The 17,089-nt window shown below is 67.6% G+C and carries 14 protein-coding genes; 8 read left to right on the forward strand and 6 right to left on the reverse strand.

The annotated features are described in order from the left end of the window. The first annotated feature begins 25 nt into the window (after positions 1-25). Positions 26-949, forward strand: a complete 924-nt coding sequence (locus GNX95_RS22065) for an oxidoreductase (protein WP_163509290.1) — start codon at positions 26-28, stop codon at positions 947-949. 109 nt (positions 950-1,058) lie between these two features. Beyond that, positions 1,059-1,811: a dienelactone hydrolase family protein gene (locus GNX95_RS22070; protein WP_163509291.1), complete on the forward strand. Its 753-nt coding sequence runs from the start codon at positions 1,059-1,061 to the stop codon at positions 1,809-1,811. Here the strand turns inward: GNX95_RS22070 and GNX95_RS22075 are convergent. Next, complete coding sequence (locus tag GNX95_RS22075) at positions 1,780-3,387, reverse strand: acyl-CoA synthetase (protein WP_163509292.1); 1,608 nt, start codon at positions 3,385-3,387, stop codon at positions 1,780-1,782. The two genes, GNX95_RS22070 and GNX95_RS22075, sit on opposite strands and share 32 nt — an antisense overlap. Before the next feature lie 138 nt (positions 3,388-3,525). On the opposite strand from GNX95_RS22075, the gene GNX95_RS22080 reads away from it, so the two are divergent. From GNX95_RS22080 to GNX95_RS22090, 3 genes are all read left to right on the forward strand, one after another. Continuing rightward, the gene (locus GNX95_RS22080; protein ID WP_222853811.1) at positions 3,526-4,728 is read left to right on the forward strand and encodes an alpha/beta hydrolase; all 1,203 of its coding nucleotides are present in this window, start codon (positions 3,526-3,528) and stop codon (positions 4,726-4,728) included. A gap of 147 nt (positions 4,729-4,875) precedes the next feature. Next, positions 4,876-5,535, forward strand: a complete 660-nt coding sequence (locus GNX95_RS22085) for a response regulator (RefSeq protein ID WP_187369674.1) — start codon at positions 4,876-4,878, stop codon at positions 5,533-5,535. Beyond that, positions 5,532-6,626 (forward strand): sensor histidine kinase, encoded by a 1,095-nt coding sequence (locus GNX95_RS22090; RefSeq protein ID WP_246281700.1) that lies wholly within the window; start codon positions 5,532-5,534, stop codon positions 6,624-6,626. Before GNX95_RS22085 ends, GNX95_RS22090 begins: the two co-directional genes overlap by 4 nt. 3 nt (positions 6,627-6,629) lie before the next feature. Here the strand turns inward: GNX95_RS22090 and GNX95_RS22095 are convergent, their stop codons facing one another. From GNX95_RS22095 to GNX95_RS22115, 5 genes are all read right to left on the reverse strand, one after another. After that, positions 6,630-6,965 carry a DUF6355 family natural product biosynthesis protein gene (locus GNX95_RS22095; protein ID WP_163509293.1) on the reverse strand — a complete coding sequence of 112 codons (336 nt, stop codon included), beginning with the start codon at positions 6,963-6,965 and terminating at the stop codon, positions 6,630-6,632. Between the two features lie 36 nt (positions 6,966-7,001). Continuing rightward, positions 7,002-7,292 carry a DUF6355 family natural product biosynthesis protein gene (locus GNX95_RS22100; protein ID WP_163509294.1) on the reverse strand — a complete coding sequence of 97 codons (291 nt, stop codon included), beginning with the start codon at positions 7,290-7,292 and terminating at the stop codon, positions 7,002-7,004. 183 nt (positions 7,293-7,475) lie between these two features. After that, the gene (locus GNX95_RS22105) at positions 7,476-8,108 is read right to left on the reverse strand and encodes a response regulator (protein ID WP_163509295.1); all 633 of its coding nucleotides are present in this window, start codon (positions 8,106-8,108) and stop codon (positions 7,476-7,478) included. Beyond that, positions 8,105-9,259, reverse strand: a complete 1,155-nt coding sequence (locus GNX95_RS22110; RefSeq protein WP_163509296.1) for a sensor histidine kinase — start codon at positions 9,257-9,259, stop codon at positions 8,105-8,107. The genes GNX95_RS22105 and GNX95_RS22110 overlap by 4 nt, the downstream gene beginning before the upstream one ends. 147 nt (positions 9,260-9,406) lie before the next feature. Next, positions 9,407-10,030 (reverse strand): class I SAM-dependent methyltransferase, encoded by a 624-nt coding sequence (locus tag GNX95_RS22115; RefSeq protein ID WP_163509297.1) that lies wholly within the window; start codon positions 10,028-10,030, stop codon positions 9,407-9,409. Positions 10,031-10,112: 82 nt separating this feature from the next. Between GNX95_RS22115 and GNX95_RS22120 the strand changes: the two genes are divergently transcribed. From GNX95_RS22120 to GNX95_RS22130, 3 genes are all read left to right on the forward strand, one after another. Then, positions 10,113-10,586 carry a DUF4188 domain-containing protein gene (locus GNX95_RS22120; protein WP_246281701.1) on the forward strand — a complete coding sequence of 158 codons (474 nt, stop codon included), beginning with the start codon at positions 10,113-10,115 and terminating at the stop codon, positions 10,584-10,586. Positions 10,587-10,721: 135 nt separating this feature from the next. Then, the gene (locus GNX95_RS22125) at positions 10,722-13,253 is read left to right on the forward strand and encodes a preprotein translocase subunit SecA (RefSeq protein WP_163509299.1); all 2,532 of its coding nucleotides are present in this window, start codon (positions 10,722-10,724) and stop codon (positions 13,251-13,253) included. A 577-nt stretch (positions 13,254-13,830) separates the two neighbouring features. After that, positions 13,831-17,055 (forward strand): DUF2961 domain-containing protein, encoded by a 3,225-nt coding sequence (locus GNX95_RS22130; RefSeq protein ID WP_246281702.1) that lies wholly within the window; start codon positions 13,831-13,833, stop codon positions 17,053-17,055. Positions 17,056-17,089: the final 34 nt, after the last annotated feature.

A 17,089-nucleotide genomic window follows, 5' to 3' on the forward strand; every position in this document is an offset into this window, starting at 1 on the left:
GGGATCGACGGCAGGAGGATTCGCCATGGGGTGGTCGGTACGCGACATTCCGCCGCAGGACGGTCGCGTTGCGGTGGTGACCGGCGCCAACAGCGGCCTCGGCTTCGTCACGGCGCGCGAGCTGGCGATGGCGGGTGCGACGGTCGTGCTCGCCTGCCGCGACACCGACCGCGGTGACCAGGCGGCGGCGAAGATGACCAGGGCGGGCGTGCCGGCCGAGCGGCTGCCGGTGCGCCGGCTCGACCTCGCCGCGCTCGGGTCCGTACGTGACTTCGCGGCCGGCATCGGCAAGGAACACAAAGCCATCGACCTGCTGATCAACAACGCCGGCGTGATGGCGATCCCGCTGCGGCAAACGGCCGACGGCTTCGAGATGCAGTTTGGCACCAACCATCTCGGCCATTTCGCGTTGACCGGCCTGCTGCTGCCGGCGCTGACCGCCGCCGCGCAGCCGCGCGTGGTGACGCTGACCAGCATCGTCGGTTACAGCGGCCGGATCGACTTCGCGGATCTCAATGGCAGCAGGAAATATCGCAAGTGGCCGGCGTACGCGCAGTCCAAGCTCGCCAACCTGCTCTTCGCCGAGGAGCTGCAGCGGCGAGCCGGCGGCGCGCTGCTCAGCCTGGCCGCGCATCCGGGTTATTCCTCGACAAACCTGCAAAACGTCGGTCCGCGGATGAGCGGCAACAAGCTCATGGGCTCGTTGATGGACATCGGTACGAAGCTGGTCGCCCAGAGCGCCGAAGGTGGCGCGTTGCCCAGCCTGTACGCGGCGACCGTCGCTGGTCTGCCCGGCGGCACGCTCTACGGTCCCGGCCTGGCGCAGTGGCGCGGCGCGCCCACGCGCGTACGTCCGCCGTTCCGGATCAAGGACCACACACCGGAGGTCGCGCAGCGGCTCTGGACGACCTCGGAGTCGTTGACGGACGTGACGTACGATTTCAGCTGATCGGCCGACCGGGTTCTGACCGCCGATATCTGGAACTAATTCGATTTTTGTGCTATGATGCAAGGAAAGTCGCAATAGTGTGAGCGGGTCCCAAGGAAAGGATCCGCTGATGTGTTACGAACGCGACGCCAAGCCGCCGTCCGCCGGCCGGCCGCAAACCGGCATCACCGCCGAGCCTGTCGTGCTGACCTCGTCCGACGGTGCCAGCTTCGCCGCGTATTTGGCTCAGCCGCTGGAAAATCCAGCCGCCGGCGTGCTCGTCCAGACCGACAACAAAGGCCTCTCCGGTTTCTACGAGCAGCTCTGCCAGCGGCTCGCCGAGCAGGGACATCCGGCATTGGCGATCGACTTCTTCGGTCGTACGGCCGGCGTCGACTATCCGCATCACGGCGACATCTGGCCACACCTGCGCGCGCTCACCCGCGACGGCATCTTCGCCGACATGCGTGCCGGCATCGCGAAACTCCGCGAGATCGGCTGCCAAACCGTTGTGTCACTTGGGTTCTGCATGGGGGGACGATTCGCCTTCTACACCGCGCTGCCGGAGTTTGGCGTCGCCGGCGTCATCGGCCTGTACGGTTTTCCCGGCGAGCTCAACGGAAAACCCGGTCCGACTCAGGAGGCGGCCGGCTTCCGCGTGCCGATCCTCGGGTTGTTCGGCGGGGCCGACGACGGCATCGGTCCGGACGTGATCGCCGCATTCGACCAGGCACTGGAAACCGAGCACGAGTTCATCGTCTATCCCGGCGCGCCGCACGGCTTCTTCGAGCTCGACCAGGCCGAGTTCGCGGACGCTCAGCAGGACGCGTGGCGGCGCATCCTCGATTTCCTCAGGCGTCGTATTCGGCCAGTTTCCGCTTGAGCACCTTGCCGGTCGTGTTGCGCGGCAGCTCCTCCAGGAAGACCACCTCGCGTGGCACCTTGTGCCGCGCGAGGTTGGCCTTCACGTACGACCGCAGCACCTCGGCATCGACCTTCGCGGTCACCACGACAAAGGCGCGCAGCCGCTGGCCGAAATCCTCGTCGGGCACGCCGATCACCGCGGCGTCGATGACGTTTTCGTGGTCGAGCAACAGGTTTTCGACCTCGATCGGATAGACGTTCTCGCCGCCGGAGACGATCATGTCGTCGTCGCGACCGTCCACGAACAGCAGCCCCGACTCGTCGAAATGGCCGACGTCACCGCTGGAGAGCAGGCCGTCGATCACCGCCTTGTTGCCGCCGTCGGTGTAGCCGGAAAAGCTCAGGTCGCTGCCGGCGAAGATGCGGCCGGTCACGTGCGGCTCGGTGATCTGGTTGTTTTCGGTGTCATACAACCGCACCTCGCAGCCGTGCGGCGCCCTGCCGACCGTGCCGGGAGCCTGCTGCCAGTCATGCGGCGTGGCCACCGTGCACACCGCGACCTCGGTCGAACCGTAGAGATTGTAAAGCACCGGGCCAAAACTCTTGATGACCCGGTTGCCGAGATCCGGCGACAACGCCGAGCCGGCGGCGAAAACGATCCGCAGGGCCGACGTGTCATAACGGCGTAACACGTCAGGGCCGAGATCCATGATGCGGCTCAGCATGGTCGGTACGACGACCAGCGCCGTACATCGATATTCCTCGACCGCCTGCAGCGTCGCCTCCGGATCGAAGCGGCGGCGCAGCACGATCGTCGAGCCGAGCGCCAGGTTGAGCACGAACTGGGAGAAGCCGGTGCCGTGGAAGAGCGGCGCGGCGATCATCGTGCATTCACCCGTACGGTAAGGAATCCGCTCGAGGAAATGCGCGGCTGCGAACGGCGACCTGATCTGCCGGGGCGCGCCTTTCGGCGTGCCGGTGGTGCCGCTGGTGAGCAACACGAGACCACCGGGAGCCGGCGGCACCGGCACCGGTTTGTCACTGCTGTTAGCAATGAGGTCGTCGAGGGTTGTCACGCGTACGGCCAGTTCGTCGTCGTCGGCCCACGCGAGAAACCGCCTTACGCCACCGGGAAGGTGATCGATGACGCCGGCGAACTCCTGGTCGTAGACGGCCGCGCTGACGTTTTCCCGCTCGGCCACGTCGGCCAGTTGCGGCGCCGCGAAGCCGGTGTTCATCAGCAGCAGCCGTGCGCCGAGCTTGCCGGCCGCGAGCATCGCCAGCACCAGCCAGCGGTGGTCGCGGCACAGCACCGCGATGACGTCCTTTTCCGCGAGTCCGGCGTCGTGCCAGCCGCGCGCCAGCGAGTTGGCCTGCCGGTCGAGCTGGCTGTAGGTCAGCTGGCCGCGCTCGTCGACGATGGCCAGCGCGTGCGGCGTACGCTCCATCCCGATCGTCGCGGCGCCGACGATCGGACCCCAGCGGCGGGTCAGGATCATCGACCGTACGCCGTTGTCCGGCCGGGTCAGCTCGACCAGGCCCGCGCGGCGCATCACGTCGATGCTGTGCAGCGCGTTCGGCACTCGCGCCGCCATCGACGGGATGGCACGTAAGCGCGTCGGCAATCCGGAAAGGTGCGTCAACACAGGCACTCCCCGCCCTCGGCTTCGCCTTGACATTACCGGCTGTACCGTCAACACAGGCAGCCGGTTTGCAGACTTGTGGAGAGCCCGATGACGATGATCCCGACGCCGGATCAACTGCTGAAGGCGACCGGCAACCTGTCGGCGATGGTCTCCGGCAGCGGCCTGGCCGACACCCGGCCGGTGCCGCGGATGCTGATCGACTCCGGCCCCAAGCGCTCGGTCTATCGGCTGGCCCCCGGCCGCGAGCCGGTCGACACCGATCCGGTGCTGCTCGTGCCGCCGCTGGCCGTGCCGGCCTTCTGCTTCGACCTGCGCCGCGGCTGCAGCCTCGCCGAGCACCTGGTCGACGGCGGCCGCCGCGCGTACCAGCTGGACTACGGCAGCATCGCGTTCTCCGACCGCCGCCTGGGGATCGAGCACTGGATCGACGAGGTGCTGCCGCGCGCGATCAGCGCGGTGAGCGCCGACGCCGGCGGCCGGCCCGTGCACCTCGTGTCGTGGTGCCTCGGCGGGATCTTCTCGCTGCTGACCGCCGCTGACCAGCCGAAGCTGCCGATCGCCTCGATCACCGCCGTGGCCAGTCCGATCGACTTCACCGCGATCCCGCTGGTCGCGCCGGCCCGTCCGCTCATCGACGTGGCCAACGGCCACGCCTTCACCGCGCTCTACCGGCTGCTCGGCGGCGCGCCGGCGCCGCTGGTCAGGCGGGTCTTCCAGCTGACCGGCATCGACAAGTACGTGACCAAGCCGCTGGCCATCCTGACCCACCTCGACGACACCGAATACCTCGCCCAGATCGAGGCGGTCGACCGGTTCACCGCCAACATGGCCGCCTATCCGGGCCGTACGTTCGGCCAGATGTATCACCGGTTCTTCCGGTCCAACGACCTCGCCGACGGCGTGCTCGACCTGGAGGGCCGGCTGATCTCGCTGGCCGAGGTGCGCGTGCCGGTGCTGGTGGTCGCCGGAGCGGCCGACACGATCGCGCCGCAGCTGGCCGTGCACCGGATCGTCGACGTGCTGACCGGCGCGGCGGACGTACGCTTCGAGGTCGCGCCGGGCGGCCACCTCGGCGTCCTCACCGGCCGGCGCTCGCGCGAGACCACCTGGAAGCTGATCGACGCGTTCGTCGACGAGCTGATGGCCGCACCACCACCTCCGAAGAAAGCCGCCGTCGCGAAGAAGACCATGGCGAAGAAGGCCAGTGTCGCGAAGAAGACTCCGGCGAAGAAAACCGCGGCTGCCAAGAAAACCACGGCGCCCCGCAAACGGACACCACCGCGAGGGTGATGGTTTACGGCCGTCGAATGTCACTCTCGGCGCGGTCCGGTCCGCCGGAAGACGGAGACGGGGCCGTCTGGTGGCGGTCGGTGGTGCGCTTGGCGAGCGGTGTGACCGGTGTTGTGATGGCATAGCCTCCGGGTGAGAGGAGGCCGCGTGATCCGGGTCGTGGTGGTGGATGACGAGGCGCTGGTACGGACCGGGTTCAGCCACATCCTGTCCGCGGCCGGCGACATCGAGGTGGTCGGCGCGGTCGGCGGCGCGGAGGCGCTGGCCGAGGTCCGCGAGCGGCGGCCCGACCTGGTGTTGCTCGACATCCGGATGCCGGACGTCGACGGCCTGACCGTGTTGCGGCAGATCCGCGCGCTGCCGGAGCCGCCGGTGGTGGCGATGCTGACGACCTTCGACGCCGACGAATACGTGGCGACCGCGCTGCGTACCGGCGCCAGCGGCTTCCTGCTCAAGGACACCGAGCCGACGCAGATCGCGCACCTGGTGCGCACGCTCGCCGGCGGCGAGGTCGTACTTTCCAGCAAAGTCACCAAAACCGTGGTCGACGGCTTTCTCGGCACCGAGGTCGACGCGCAGACCGCCGGCCGGCTGCGCCGGCTCAGCGAACGCGAACACGACGTGTTGCTGCTGATCGCCGAAGGCCTGCCAAACGCCGACATCGGCGCGCGGATGCACCTCAGCGTCGGTACGGTCAAGGACCACGTGAGCGCGATTCTCACCAAGCTGGAGGTCGGCAACCGCGTGCAGGCCGCGCTGGTCGCCGAGCGCGCCGGACTTCTGCGGCAGGCCAGGGAGAAGCCGTGAAGCGGATCCCGCCGGCGATCTGGGCCGACGCGGTCTTCCTGCTGATCGCCATCGCGGACGCCGCGATCAACCTCGACCCGGACGACCCCGGCGGCAACCTCAGCATGGCACTGGCCTGCGCCGCGCTGATCGTGCGCCGCCGCTGGTCGTTCGTCGTTTTCCTGCTGACATTGCCGGCCGCGCTGTTCTCCGCTGGCACGGCCGCGCCGCTGATCGCGCTCTACACCTTCGCGTCGCTGACCCGCCGCCGGCCGATGCTGGTTGGCTGCGTGATCGCTTTCGCGGTCTGCAACGCACTTCCGTGGCCACCACCACCTTTCCTCGCCTCCGAAGGATTCGAGACGGTCGTGACGCTCGCGTACGCGGCCGCCTTCGCCGTCGCGCCGGCGCTGCTCGGCCAGTTTGTCCAGGCCAGACGCGATCTTTCCGCGCAGCTGGCGGAGATCTCGCAGGCGCAGGAACACCAGCGGATGCTGACCACGCAGACCGTACTGGCAAAGGAACGCGCGCAGCTCGCGCGCGAAATGCACGACGTGGTGTCGCATCAGGTGAGCCTGATCGCCGTACGCGCCGGCGCGTTGCAGGTGCGTACGCGTGACGAGGAAACAAAAGAAGCCGCCACCACGATCCGCCAGCTCGCCGTCAACACGCTCGACGAGCTGCGCCACATGGTGACGGTTTTGCGTGCGTCGGGCAGCCTGCAGACCGAGCTGACGCCGCAGCCGACGCTCGGCGAGCTCCGACAGCTGATCGCCAACAGTGGCATCGAAACCGCGCTGAACGCCGATCTTCCCGACGACGTCAGCAAACCGGTGCAGCGGGCGATCTATCGTACGGTCCAGGAAGCGTTGACCAACGTACGCAAACACGCACCTGGTGCGAGCGCCACCGTCGACATCCGCGCCGAAGACGGCGACATTCGGTTGACCGTAACGAATTCCGCGCCGACGCGGCCGACGCTGTCGCTTCCCGGCGCCGGCCACGGCCTGCTCGGCCTGCGCGAGCGAGCGGAGCTGCTCGGCGGCGAGATCAGCTCCGGCCCGACCGCGGCCGACGGATTCCAGGTGCGGCTCCGCCTGCCCTACCAATAGGGCTTACTGGTCGATGGGTCCTCGCTTGTTGCACAGATCACCGGTGTACCAGGCATTCCGGATCACCTCAGGAGCACCGAGCGCGGTCAGCCCGGGACCAACGCACAGGAACTCGTCGGAAACGAACCGCTTGTCGATGTGGATCACGATCAACGATCCGTCGCTGGTGCAGTGGTTGTACCAGGCCCATCCGTCGGACGAGGAGAAGCCGCACGGCTTGGACTTCGACTCGGCCGCCGCGGCGGCTGTGGCGGTGACGCCGGTGGTCGCGCTGACCGCGAACGCCGTCGCGGCCAGCAACGCAAGGGCGCGCCGGCGCGCATTCGACTTGATTCTCATGTCCTTGCCGCTTTCTGCTCGGTTTGACGTACGCAGCTATGCGTGATTGCAAAGATCGCCGGTGTAGTACGCGTTGCGGATGAGCGAACTCGAACCCAGGATCGTCAGGCCCGGACCGACGCAGTCGTAGCGGTCCTGGAGGACGGGATAGTCGATCTTGATCCAGATCCACGAGCCGTCGCTGGTGCAGTGGTTGTACCAGGCGTGGCCTTCGGATTCGGAATAGCCACACGGCTTGGCCGCCGACGCCGCGGAGACGTTGCCGGTGGCCATCGCCACGGCCAGCAGCGCGACCGCGCCGATTCTGACCAGGATGCCTCTTCTCATGGCCCTCGCTTCCCTCGGTCCTGCCCTGAGGCGGACAACCATAGGCAAAGGCACTAATTTTTCGCTAAGTGTATGTAAGGCCTCTCTTGCCGGGGCGGCGCAGCAGCCACCCCGCACCGATGACCGCGAGCGCGCTCAGCGAGACCGATGGCGGCGCTCGTCGCCGTGCATTGGTTGCGGCTGCTACGCGACGAGGCCGTTTTCCCAGGCCCAGGCGGCGACGGCGGTGCGGTTACGCACGTCCAGCTTGCGTTGCAGGCTGGCGACGTGTGTTTTCACCGTACCGAGCGCGATGAACAGCTCGGCGGCGATGTCGGCGTTGGTCTTGCCGCGCGCCACCAGCCGCAACACGTCGGTCTCGCGCTCGGTCAGGCTTTCCGGCAGCGACGGCGGCCGGCCGGACGGCTTGGTGATGTGCTTCAGCAGTCGTACGGTCACCGACGGGCTGATCAGCGTGTCGCCGCTGACCGCGGCGCGTACGGCCTCGACCAGCAGGGCCGGTCCGGCGTCTTTCAGCAGGAATCCGCAGGCACCGTTGCGCAGCGCGGCATAGACGTATTCGTCGAGGTCGAAGGTCGTCACGACGACCACTCGCATCGTGTCGGCGAGCAGCCTGGTCACCTCCAGGCCGTCGAGGCGTGGCATGCGGATGTCGGCGAGCACGACATCCGGCTGCAACCGGCGTGCCAGCTCGACCGCCTCGGCGCCGTCCGATGCCTCGCCGACCACCTCGATATCGGCCTGAGCGTTGAGAATCATGGCGAAACCGCTGCGTACCATCTCCTGGTCGTCGGCGACCACCACACGGATGTTCATGCGTCCTCCACCGGCAGTGTCGCGGCCACGCGCCAGCCGATCGCCGACGGACCGGCGGCGAGCGTGCCGCCGACCGCCTCGACCCGCTCGGTCAACCCGATCAGGCCGAAGCCACCGCGTGCCGGCTCGGCGGCGCGTACGCCGTCGTTTTCCACCGCCACCTCCAGATCGCCGCCAGATCTGGCCAGCCGAATGTCCACAGTGGACGCTTCCGGCGCGTGCCGGCGTACGTTTGTCAGCGCTTCCAACACGATCCGGTATGCGGACGTGGTGACCTCCGGCGGCAGCCGATCGTCCACATCGGGCTCGACGGTCAGGACGGCGACGGTTTTTCCGGTGCTGGAAAAGCGTTCGACCATCTCCGGCAGGTCGGACAGGCCGTGCGGCAGCGTCGCCTCCTCCGGCGCCTCGCGCAGCATGCCGACCGTACGCCGCAGGGAGGCCAGCGCGGCGGTGCCGGCCTCCTCGATCTTTTGCAGCGCCTGCACGGCAAGCGCCGGGTCGGTCTGCGCGACGACCTGCGATGCCTGTGCCTGCACCACGATCCCGCTGACGTGATGCGCGACGAAGTCGTGCAGGTCGCGCGCCAGCTCCAGCCGTTGCGCGTGCCGGAGGGCGGCCAGTGACCGTACGCGCTGATTGTCCTGCGTACGCAGGTAAAGCCCGACCAGCGCGGCGATGATCGCGCCGAGCAGCCACATCATCATGCTGCTGAGGATCGAGATCAGATCGGTCTGCGGCGTCATCGTCAGCACGCGCGGCGGCAGCAGCACGGCGGCGAGCGTCGTCAGGCCGACGCATACGACACGTATCCAGCCGCTCAGCCAGCGCATGCCGCAGAGGAGGTATGCGAGCAGGCCGGCGGTCTCCGCGAACGGCGCCGCGTTGACCGACGGCCGGAGCGTGAGGATGACCGCGCTCACCGCGATCGAGAAGCCGGCGGCGACCGCGGTCAGGGCCGGCAGCCAGCGCCGGCTGTCCGGCCAGCCGAGCGCCAGGCCGACCAGGCTGGCCGCCGCGACCAGCGTCGACACCAGCGGCAGCCCGTACGGCCGGCCGGCGAACGGCGCCGAGGTGTACGCGCTGTCGAAGGCCACCAGGACCACCAGCGCGACACAGATCCCGCCGGCCAGCCGCCACGTCCGTCCCACGCGCCGAGCCTACGGTCCCACCGGCGCCGCGCACCTCAGCCAAAAGACAGACGCCGCCTTTGGTCCCCTTTCCCATAGCCCCCAGCCACCCACGCCAAAACCGCGCCGACGCAATCGGATTCCGATTGCGTCGTCGGCCGCGCCGGGTCAGAGCGCGTCGTGGCCGACGAAGGTGAACATCCGCTCGCCGGTCACCAGCGGCCGCGGCGTGCCGGTGAACCGGTGCATCGCGACGCCATAGCCACCGGCCGGACCGCTGACCCAGCGCAGCTCGAAGCCGGCCTCCTCGAACCACCGGCAGATCGTCGGCACCAGGTCCGGCTCGCGGCGGTGGCGTGTCCAGATCACCGAGCCGCCGGTGCGGCACAGCTGGTCGAGGCAGCCGACCGCCTGCCGGATGTCGTCCTCGGTGATGTTGCCGAAGATGCCGCAGGCGATGACCAGGTCGGCCGGTGCGAAACCGGCGTACTGGTCGAGCAGCGACGCGTCGCCGGTCACCACCTCGACGGCGGGCGGCGCCTTCCGTCCCGCGTACGCGGCAAGCTCCGGATCGAGCTCGACGAGCCGGGCACGTACGTCCTCGCGCCGCGGATGGTGCGCCAACACCTCCAGGAGATCACGGCCCTGGCCAGCGCAAATGCTGACCGCGGTAAGTGGGCCGGGTGGCGCGGTGTCCAGCACCTCGCGGATCCGCTCCCGCACGATCCGCAGCCGCTGCGAGAGGTGTGAGTCGGGCTCGTCGTACGCGCGATGCCACTCGCTCCAATCCATGCCCGCACCATAGCCGCTTGACACATGGACAGTGTCGCTATCTAATAATGGACAGCGACACTATCCATTGGAGGCGAGTGTGGTGGCGGATATCAACGAGGGCCGGTGGACGGCGCAGGTGGACGAGGAGATCGTCGTCTTCCTCATCGGCATGCGGTTCAACAAGCTGCGCGCGGTCACCAAGTGGTGGCCGGTGTTCACCGCGATGCCAGGCATGCTGAAGGAGCTGATGTCCGATCCGGAGAGCGGCCTGCTCAACTACCACATGCACGTCGGTTGGCGCAGCATCACGCTCGTCCAGTACTGGCGCGGTGTCGACGACCTGACCGCGTACGCCAGCGACCAGGACAGAAAACACCGGCCGGCCTGGCTCGACTTCTTCCGCAACCGGTTCAAGGGCGCTCCGGTCGGCTTCTGGCACGAGACATACGTCGTCAAGCCGGGCACCACCGAGCAGGTCTACGGCAACATGCCGGCCTACGGGATGGCCAAGGCGACCAAGGCCGTACGCGTCGGCAAGCAGCACGACTCGGCCCGCCAGCGGCTGGCCGCCTGAGAGACTGTTGGGGAACTGACGCACGGCTATCGCGCACCTCAGTTCCCCGACAGTCTGACAGTCGAAACGTCACCCTCGCGCCGGTTAACAGGGTTTCCGCGCGGCGGGTCGGACGGCTCGGCTAGCGTAAGCGCCATGGCCTTCTCGTTCCGCGGAATCACCGACCGGGTCAAGCGCGTGCTGCAGCGTCCCGGCACGGTCAACCTCGCTCCCTACCGCGCACTGTTGTCCGAGGTCGAGGAACGCGCCGAGGAGATCAAGGATCTCTCCGACGAGAAGCTGGCCGACGCGTTCGCCGACCTCAAGGGTTACATCGACGAGGGCCTGGACGTACGAGCCGATGTCTGCGCGCTCGGTCGTGAGGCGGCTGAGCGCGGCATCGGCGAGCGGCCATACGACGTGCAGCTGATCGGCGCGCTGGCGATGATGGACGGCAACGTGGCCGAGATGGCCACCGGTGAGGGCAAGACGCTCACCGCCGTGCTCGCCGCCGCCGGCTTCCACGTGCAGGGCAAGCGCGTGCACGTCCTCACCGTCAACGACTACCTGGCGCGCCGCGACGCCGAGTGGATGGGCCCGATCTACCAGCTGCTCGGCATGTCCGTCGCGTACGTCATCGCCGGCTCCAGTCCGGAGCAGCGGCGCGAGGCCTACAAGTGCGACGTCACGTACGTCACCGCCACCGAGGCCGGCTTCGACTACCTGCGCGACCACCTGGTGACCAGCGTCGACGACATCGTGCAGCAGCCGTTTGACACCGCGATCGTGGACGAGGCCGACTCGCTGTTGGTCGACGAGGCCCGGGTGCCGCTGGTGCTCGGTGGCTCGGTCGCGCACACCGACGACACGCTCGCCTCCACCGCCGAGCTGGTACGCGGCCTCAAACCCGGCCTGCACTACCGGATCGAGGACGACGGTCGCAACGTCCAGCTGACCGACGCCGGCGCCGCGGTCGTCGAGGAGATCCTCGGTGCCGAGCACGAGGCCAATGCCGAGGTGGCCGAGAAGCTCGCCGAGACCGACGAGAAGCTGCTCGAGGCAGCGGAGAAGGTCGCCGAGGAGAGCGTACGGTCAGCCAACGACGAGGATGACGACGCCAAGGCCGAAGCCGAGGCCGACGCCGATGCTGATGACGACGCTGACGACGAGGTCGAGGCCGAGGCCGACGAGGAGCCGGAGCCGAAGCGCTTCAACCTGTACGCGCCGGAAAACCTGCCGCGGCTGACCGCGATCAACCTCGCGCTGCACGCCGAGGCGCTGCTGCGCCGCGATGTCGACTACATCGTGCGCGACGGAAAAGTGCGGCTGGTCAACGAGTTCCGCGGCCGGATCGCCGAGCTGCAGCGCTGGCCCGACGGCCTGCAGGCGGCCGTCGAGGCCAAGGAGGCGCTGGCCTCCACCGACGCCGGCGAGGTGCTGTCCAACATCACCATGCAGGCCTTGCTGAAGCTCTACGGCACGGTCTGCGGCATGACCGGCACCGCCGTACCAGCCGCCGAGGAGCTGCGCGAGTTCTACAACCTCGAGGTCGCGGTCATCCCGCTGCACCGGGAAAACGTACGCATCGACGAGCCCGACCGCGTGTACGCATCGTTGGCGGAGAAGGAAACCGCGGCGATCGACGAGGTCAAGAAGGCGCACGAAGACGGCCGGCCGGTGCTGATCGGCACGCTGGACGTGGCCGAGTCCGAGCGGCTCGGCCAGGCGCTGGCCGACGCCGGCCTGGAATGTTCGGTGCTCAACGCGAAAAACGACGCCGAGGAGGCGCGGATCATCGCCGAGGCCGGCACGTACGGCGCGATCACCGTGTCGACGCAGATCGCCGGCCGCGGTGTCGACATCCGGCTGGGCGGCAGCGACCAGACCGACCGTGACCGGATCGTCGAGCTCGGCGGCCTCTACATCATCGGCGTCGGCCGGCACGAGAGCCGCCGCGTCGACAACCAGCTGCGTGGCCGCGCCGGCCGGCAGGGTGACCCCGGCGAGTCGGTGTTTTTCGTCAGTGTCAACGACAATCTCGTGCAGAGCTATGGCCGCGACGCGCTGCCGCCGCCGCAGCTGCCGGACGAGGACGGCCAGCTGCGCGACCCCGCGCTGCAGCGCGCGATCGAGCACGCGCAGCGGGTCAGTGAAGGTGTTTTCCTGCAGATCCACCGAAACACCTGGCGTTACAACTACCTGATCGAGCAGCAGCGCCAAGTGGTGCACAGCCGCCGCGACGACGTGCTGCGTACGCCCGCCACCATCGAACGCCTCGAGGACCGCTGCGGCGAGCGCTATGACGAGCTCGTCAAGGAGTTTGACCTGGAGCGCGTCACCGAGGCGGCCCGGCAGATCGAGCTGTATCACCTCGACCGCGCCTGGGCCGACCATCTCGCCACGCTGTCCGACATCCGCGAAGGCGTCCACCTGCGCGCTCTCGGCCGGCTCGACCCGCTGGACGAGTTTCACCGCGAGGCGATCCCGGCTTTCGAGCAGATGCTCGCCGAGGTCGAGGAGAAGGTGGAGAAGACCTTCACCGAGGTGCCGTTCGACTCCGACGGCAAGCCGGAGCTGGAGGAGGTCGGTCTGACCCGCGCGACCACCACCTGGACGTACGTCATCAAGGAAAACCCGTTCGGCTCGGAGTGGGAGCGCGCACTGCAGACCTTCCGCCGCCGCGCCTAGTCTCCGTTTGGCCGCAGGGACCCCTTACGTGCGCCTGGCGCCAATGCCAGTGTCGGCGCCCCATGTTTGTTGCGTTGGGTGGGTGGTTGGGTTTTCGCCTGCGCGGCGGGCGCGCCTGCGCGGCGGGCGGCCTCAAGGGAGGGGCGCCTTGATGGTGTCTGCTTGTGTGAGGGTGCGCCCGCCGACGGGGAGAACGAGCAAGCCAGCCACATTGAAAGCAACCCGTTGGCCGGGACGCCAAATGATCTTTTGCTGTAGCGCTAAATGCACGTCTTGTCTGTTTCTGGTGTGGTGACAGGGCCTCCCTGTGTGCGTCTGACGCACGTAAGGGGTCCATGCGAACATCACACCGGCGCCGGGCTGTTACTGGTGTGGCTAGTGTGACTCACAATGCAGGAGAGACGGCAAATCGGCGTAATACGTGTTGATCATGATATACAAAACGGACATACGCTCGATTGACATCTCGTGCGATGTTCATTATTTACCTGGTTCTGCGTTGACCGGTGGGTAGGCGACCCCTTACTGTGCGGGCCGGAAATCGATTACGCGTGTCTGCGCCGCAAAGGTGGTCCGCATGGCTCGGTCTCGTACGTCCCGATTCCTGGTGCTTCTCGGCGCCGCCGTGTTGCTCGTCGCCGGCTTGCTGCCAGCGGCTGGCAACGCGGCGGTCGCGCCGCGTGCTCTGCCCAACGGCGGGAAGGGGCCGGTCGGCTGGCAGAGCTATCGCGACCTCAACCAGCTGCCATCCGTGCCGGTCGGCGTACAGACCAGGCAGTTCTCCTCCTTCGACCGCGACGGCGGCAACGACGACTGGATGCCGGGTCCGTCGGTGTGCCTGCGCCAGACGAGTACGGGATGCGTCATCGCCGAGGACTCCGGCGCGGGGGAGATCTCCTCGATCTGGTTCACCCAGAACAGCGGCGACGTGTCGGCGACCGGCATCATCACGATCGAGCTGGACGGCACCACGGTTTTGCGTGACTCGCTGCAAAATGTGGTCAATGGTGGCCGCGGCGCGCCGTTCGTCTATCCGTTGGTTGCCAATGCCGACAAAAGTTCCGGCGGCGTCTACATCAAGGTGCCGATGCCTTATCGCACAACGATGCGCGTGACAACGCAGAACGTGCCCAACTACTACCACGTCGACTACCGGCATTTCAACGACGCGGTCGGGGTCACGACCTTCGATCCGAGCGACCAGGCGCAGGACGTGCTGAGCATGCTCAACGGTGTCGGTACGAAGGACCCGAAGCCGCCGGTTTCCGGTGCCGTCACGGCAACCAACACCGTCAACGTGCCGGCCGGCGGCACCGCGACGGTCGCGAGCCTGACCGGTCCGGGCACCGTACGCGCGTTGCGGCTCAACGTGCCCAACCGCACGCCGGCCCTGCTTTCGGCTCTGCACCTGCGGATCACCTTCGACAACCGGCAGACGGTCGACTCGCCGGTGTCCGAGTTCTTCGGCGCCGGCCTGGTGGAGTTCAACGTACGCGCGTTGATGTACGGCATCGACACCTCGACCGGTTGGTATTCGGCATGGTGGCCGATGCCCTATTGGCAGTCGGCGCGGATCGACCTGGTCAACACCTCGTCGGCGGCGGTGAACGGCATTCAAACCGAGGTCACCTCGGTCGCGCAGGTGGCGGGCACGCAGACCGATCTTGGCTATTTCACCACGCAGTCGCGGCGCGGTGACACCACCGACGGCCAGGACTGGATCTTCGCCGACGCCGCCGGCAGCGGCAAGTTCGTTGGCGTTTCGCAGACTTTCCGCGCTCATTACAACGGCCGTGACTATCTCGAAGGTGACGAGCGCGGGTACGTCGACTCCGCCCTGTCGCCGAACCTCTACGGCACCGGCACCGAGGATTTCTACGAGAGCGGCTGGTATTTCAACCGCGGCATCTTCTCCAACCCGTTCAACGCAAACACCGCTCACCTGCTGGCCGGCGCCAACTGTGCCAACGAATGCGACGCGGCGTACCGGCTGATGATCGCCGACGCCGTGCCATACACCAGCTCGCTGCGCTTCGGCATCGAGCACGGACCGCACAATGACCGGTTCGCCGACTATGGTTCCACGGCCTTCCTTTACACACAGCCAACAGTGAGCGCAGCGCGTACCGACTCGATAGAGGTCGGCGACGCGACGAGCCGCGGCGCGCATTCCTACACCGACTCCGGTGCCACGCAGTATTCGCTGACCGGCGCGTACGACGGTGACTTCGACAATGAGACGGGTCCGGAGGTTTTCCGTTCCGCGACCGGAAATGTCTCCTTCACCGTCGCGGTCGATCCGGCCAACACCGGTGTCGTCCTGAGGCGTACGGCCGATCAGCGGTCGTCGCTGCAGAGCGTGGACGTACAGGTGGATGGCACGGCGGCTGGCCGGTGGACCCAGATGCTGGGGAACGGCTACAAAAACCTGCTGGCCGACACGTACGCGCTGCCGGCGGCATTGACGACCGGAAAGTCGTCGATCACGGTGACCCTGGTGGCGACCGGCGGTCCGGCCTGGACGGCGGCGCGTTATGCCGTCGATTCCCTGGTCGGTCCGCGGATGGACACGCAGGCGCCGGCCGCGCCGGCGGTGGTCGCCAGCCCACCGCGTGCGCACGCCGTACAGCTGACCTGGGCACCGCCGGCGGACAATGTTGGAGCGGCCCTGTATCGCATCTATGGCGCGAAATCCGGTGCCACACCCGCACTGCTCGGCACCTCGCGGCTGGCGTCTTTCACCTATGGTCCGGTGCCGCCAGGCGAGCAGTGGCGCTTCCAGGTCGTCGCGGTGGACGCCGCCGGCAACGCTTCCGCGATGTCCAGCGCGGTCACCGGGACCACGAAGGTCGCGACACACAGCGACTTCAACGGTGACGGCAAGGACGACATCGTCACCTTCACCGCCGGTGGCGCGGCGTACGTCTCTTTCTCCGACCCTGCCAACAAAAAGTTCGCGCAGGACGGCTGGCTGTGGTCCACCTCGATCCCGGCCGGCATTTCGCTGACCGGGGATGTCGATGGCGACGGAAAAGCCGACGTCATCACGTTCACCAGAGGAGACGCGGCCGACGTCTACGTCTCGCTCTCGACCGGCACCGGTTTCGCGGCGCCGAAGAAGTGGCACGATCATTTCTGTGTTGGCACGGAAATCCCGGCGGTCGGTGACGTCGACGGCGACGGCAAGGACGACGTCATCACCTTCACTCGCGGCACGGCGGCGGACGTTTACGTTTCGCTTTCCGACGGCACGAAATTCGTCCAGGACGGGTGGAAATGGCACGACCATTTCGCCGTGGACAACGAATTTCCAGCGGTCGGCGACGTGAACGGTGACGGCAAGGCGGACATCGTCACCTTCACGCGCAACGCCAGCGGTCAGGTCTACACCGCGCTGTCCGACGGCACGTCCTTCGTGCAGGACGGCTGGCTGTGGAGCAGCGGCACCGTACTCGCCGGCGAGGTCGCCACCGTCGCCGACGCCAACGGTGACGGCCGCGACGACGTGGTGACCTTCACCCGCGGCACGACGGCCGACGTGTTCGTATCAGCGTCCAATGGCACCAGCTTCGCCGGTCGCGCGAAGTGGCACGACTGGTTTGGCGCGAACGACGAACAGGTCGGCACAGGCGACTTCAACGGCGACGGCGTCAGCGACGTGGTCACGTTCACGCGCGGCGACACGGCGGACGTGTATGTGGCGTTGTCCGACCGTACGCAGTTCCTCGGCACCGGCGAGAAATGGCACGACCACTTCGCCGTCGGCACCGAGACGCCCCGACCAACCATCCTCATCCCCTGACCCCGCCGCGTCGGGTGCATCCTGACCAGGGCAA

It is taken from the genome of Fodinicola acaciae, from assembly GCF_010993745.1.
GTDB lineage: Bacteria > Actinomycetota > Actinomycetes > Mycobacteriales > HKI-0501 > Fodinicola > Fodinicola acaciae.

Bases quoted from the DNA above. Each gene is read 5' to 3' on its own strand.
- GNX95_RS22065 (WP_163509290.1), top strand. From the start codon at position 26: ATGGGGTGGTCGGTACGCGACATTCCGCCGCAGGACGGTCGCGTTGCG.
- GNX95_RS22070 (WP_163509291.1), top strand. From the start codon at position 1,059: ATGTGTTACGAACGCGACGCCAAGCCGCCGTCCGCCGGCCGGCCGCAA.
- GNX95_RS22075 (WP_163509292.1), bottom strand. From the start codon at position 3,387: ATGGCGGCGCGAGTGCCGAACGCGCTGCACAGCATCGACGTGATGCGC.
- GNX95_RS22080 (WP_222853811.1), top strand. From the start codon at position 3,526: ATGACGATGATCCCGACGCCGGATCAACTGCTGAAGGCGACCGGCAAC.
- GNX95_RS22095 (WP_163509293.1), bottom strand. From the start codon at position 6,965: ATGAGAATCAAGTCGAATGCGCGCCGGCGCGCCCTTGCGTTGCTGGCC.
- GNX95_RS22100 (WP_163509294.1), bottom strand. From the start codon at position 7,292: ATGAGAAGAGGCATCCTGGTCAGAATCGGCGCGGTCGCGCTGCTGGCC.
- GNX95_RS22105 (WP_163509295.1), bottom strand. From the start codon at position 8,108: ATGAACATCCGTGTGGTGGTCGCCGACGACCAGGAGATGGTACGCAGC.
- GNX95_RS22115 (WP_163509297.1), bottom strand. From the start codon at position 10,030: ATGGATTGGAGCGAGTGGCATCGCGCGTACGACGAGCCCGACTCACAC.
- GNX95_RS22125 (WP_163509299.1), top strand. From the start codon at position 10,722: ATGGCCTTCTCGTTCCGCGGAATCACCGACCGGGTCAAGCGCGTGCTG.
- GNX95_RS22130 (WP_246281702.1), top strand. From the start codon at position 13,831: ATGGCTCGGTCTCGTACGTCCCGATTCCTGGTGCTTCTCGGCGCCGCC.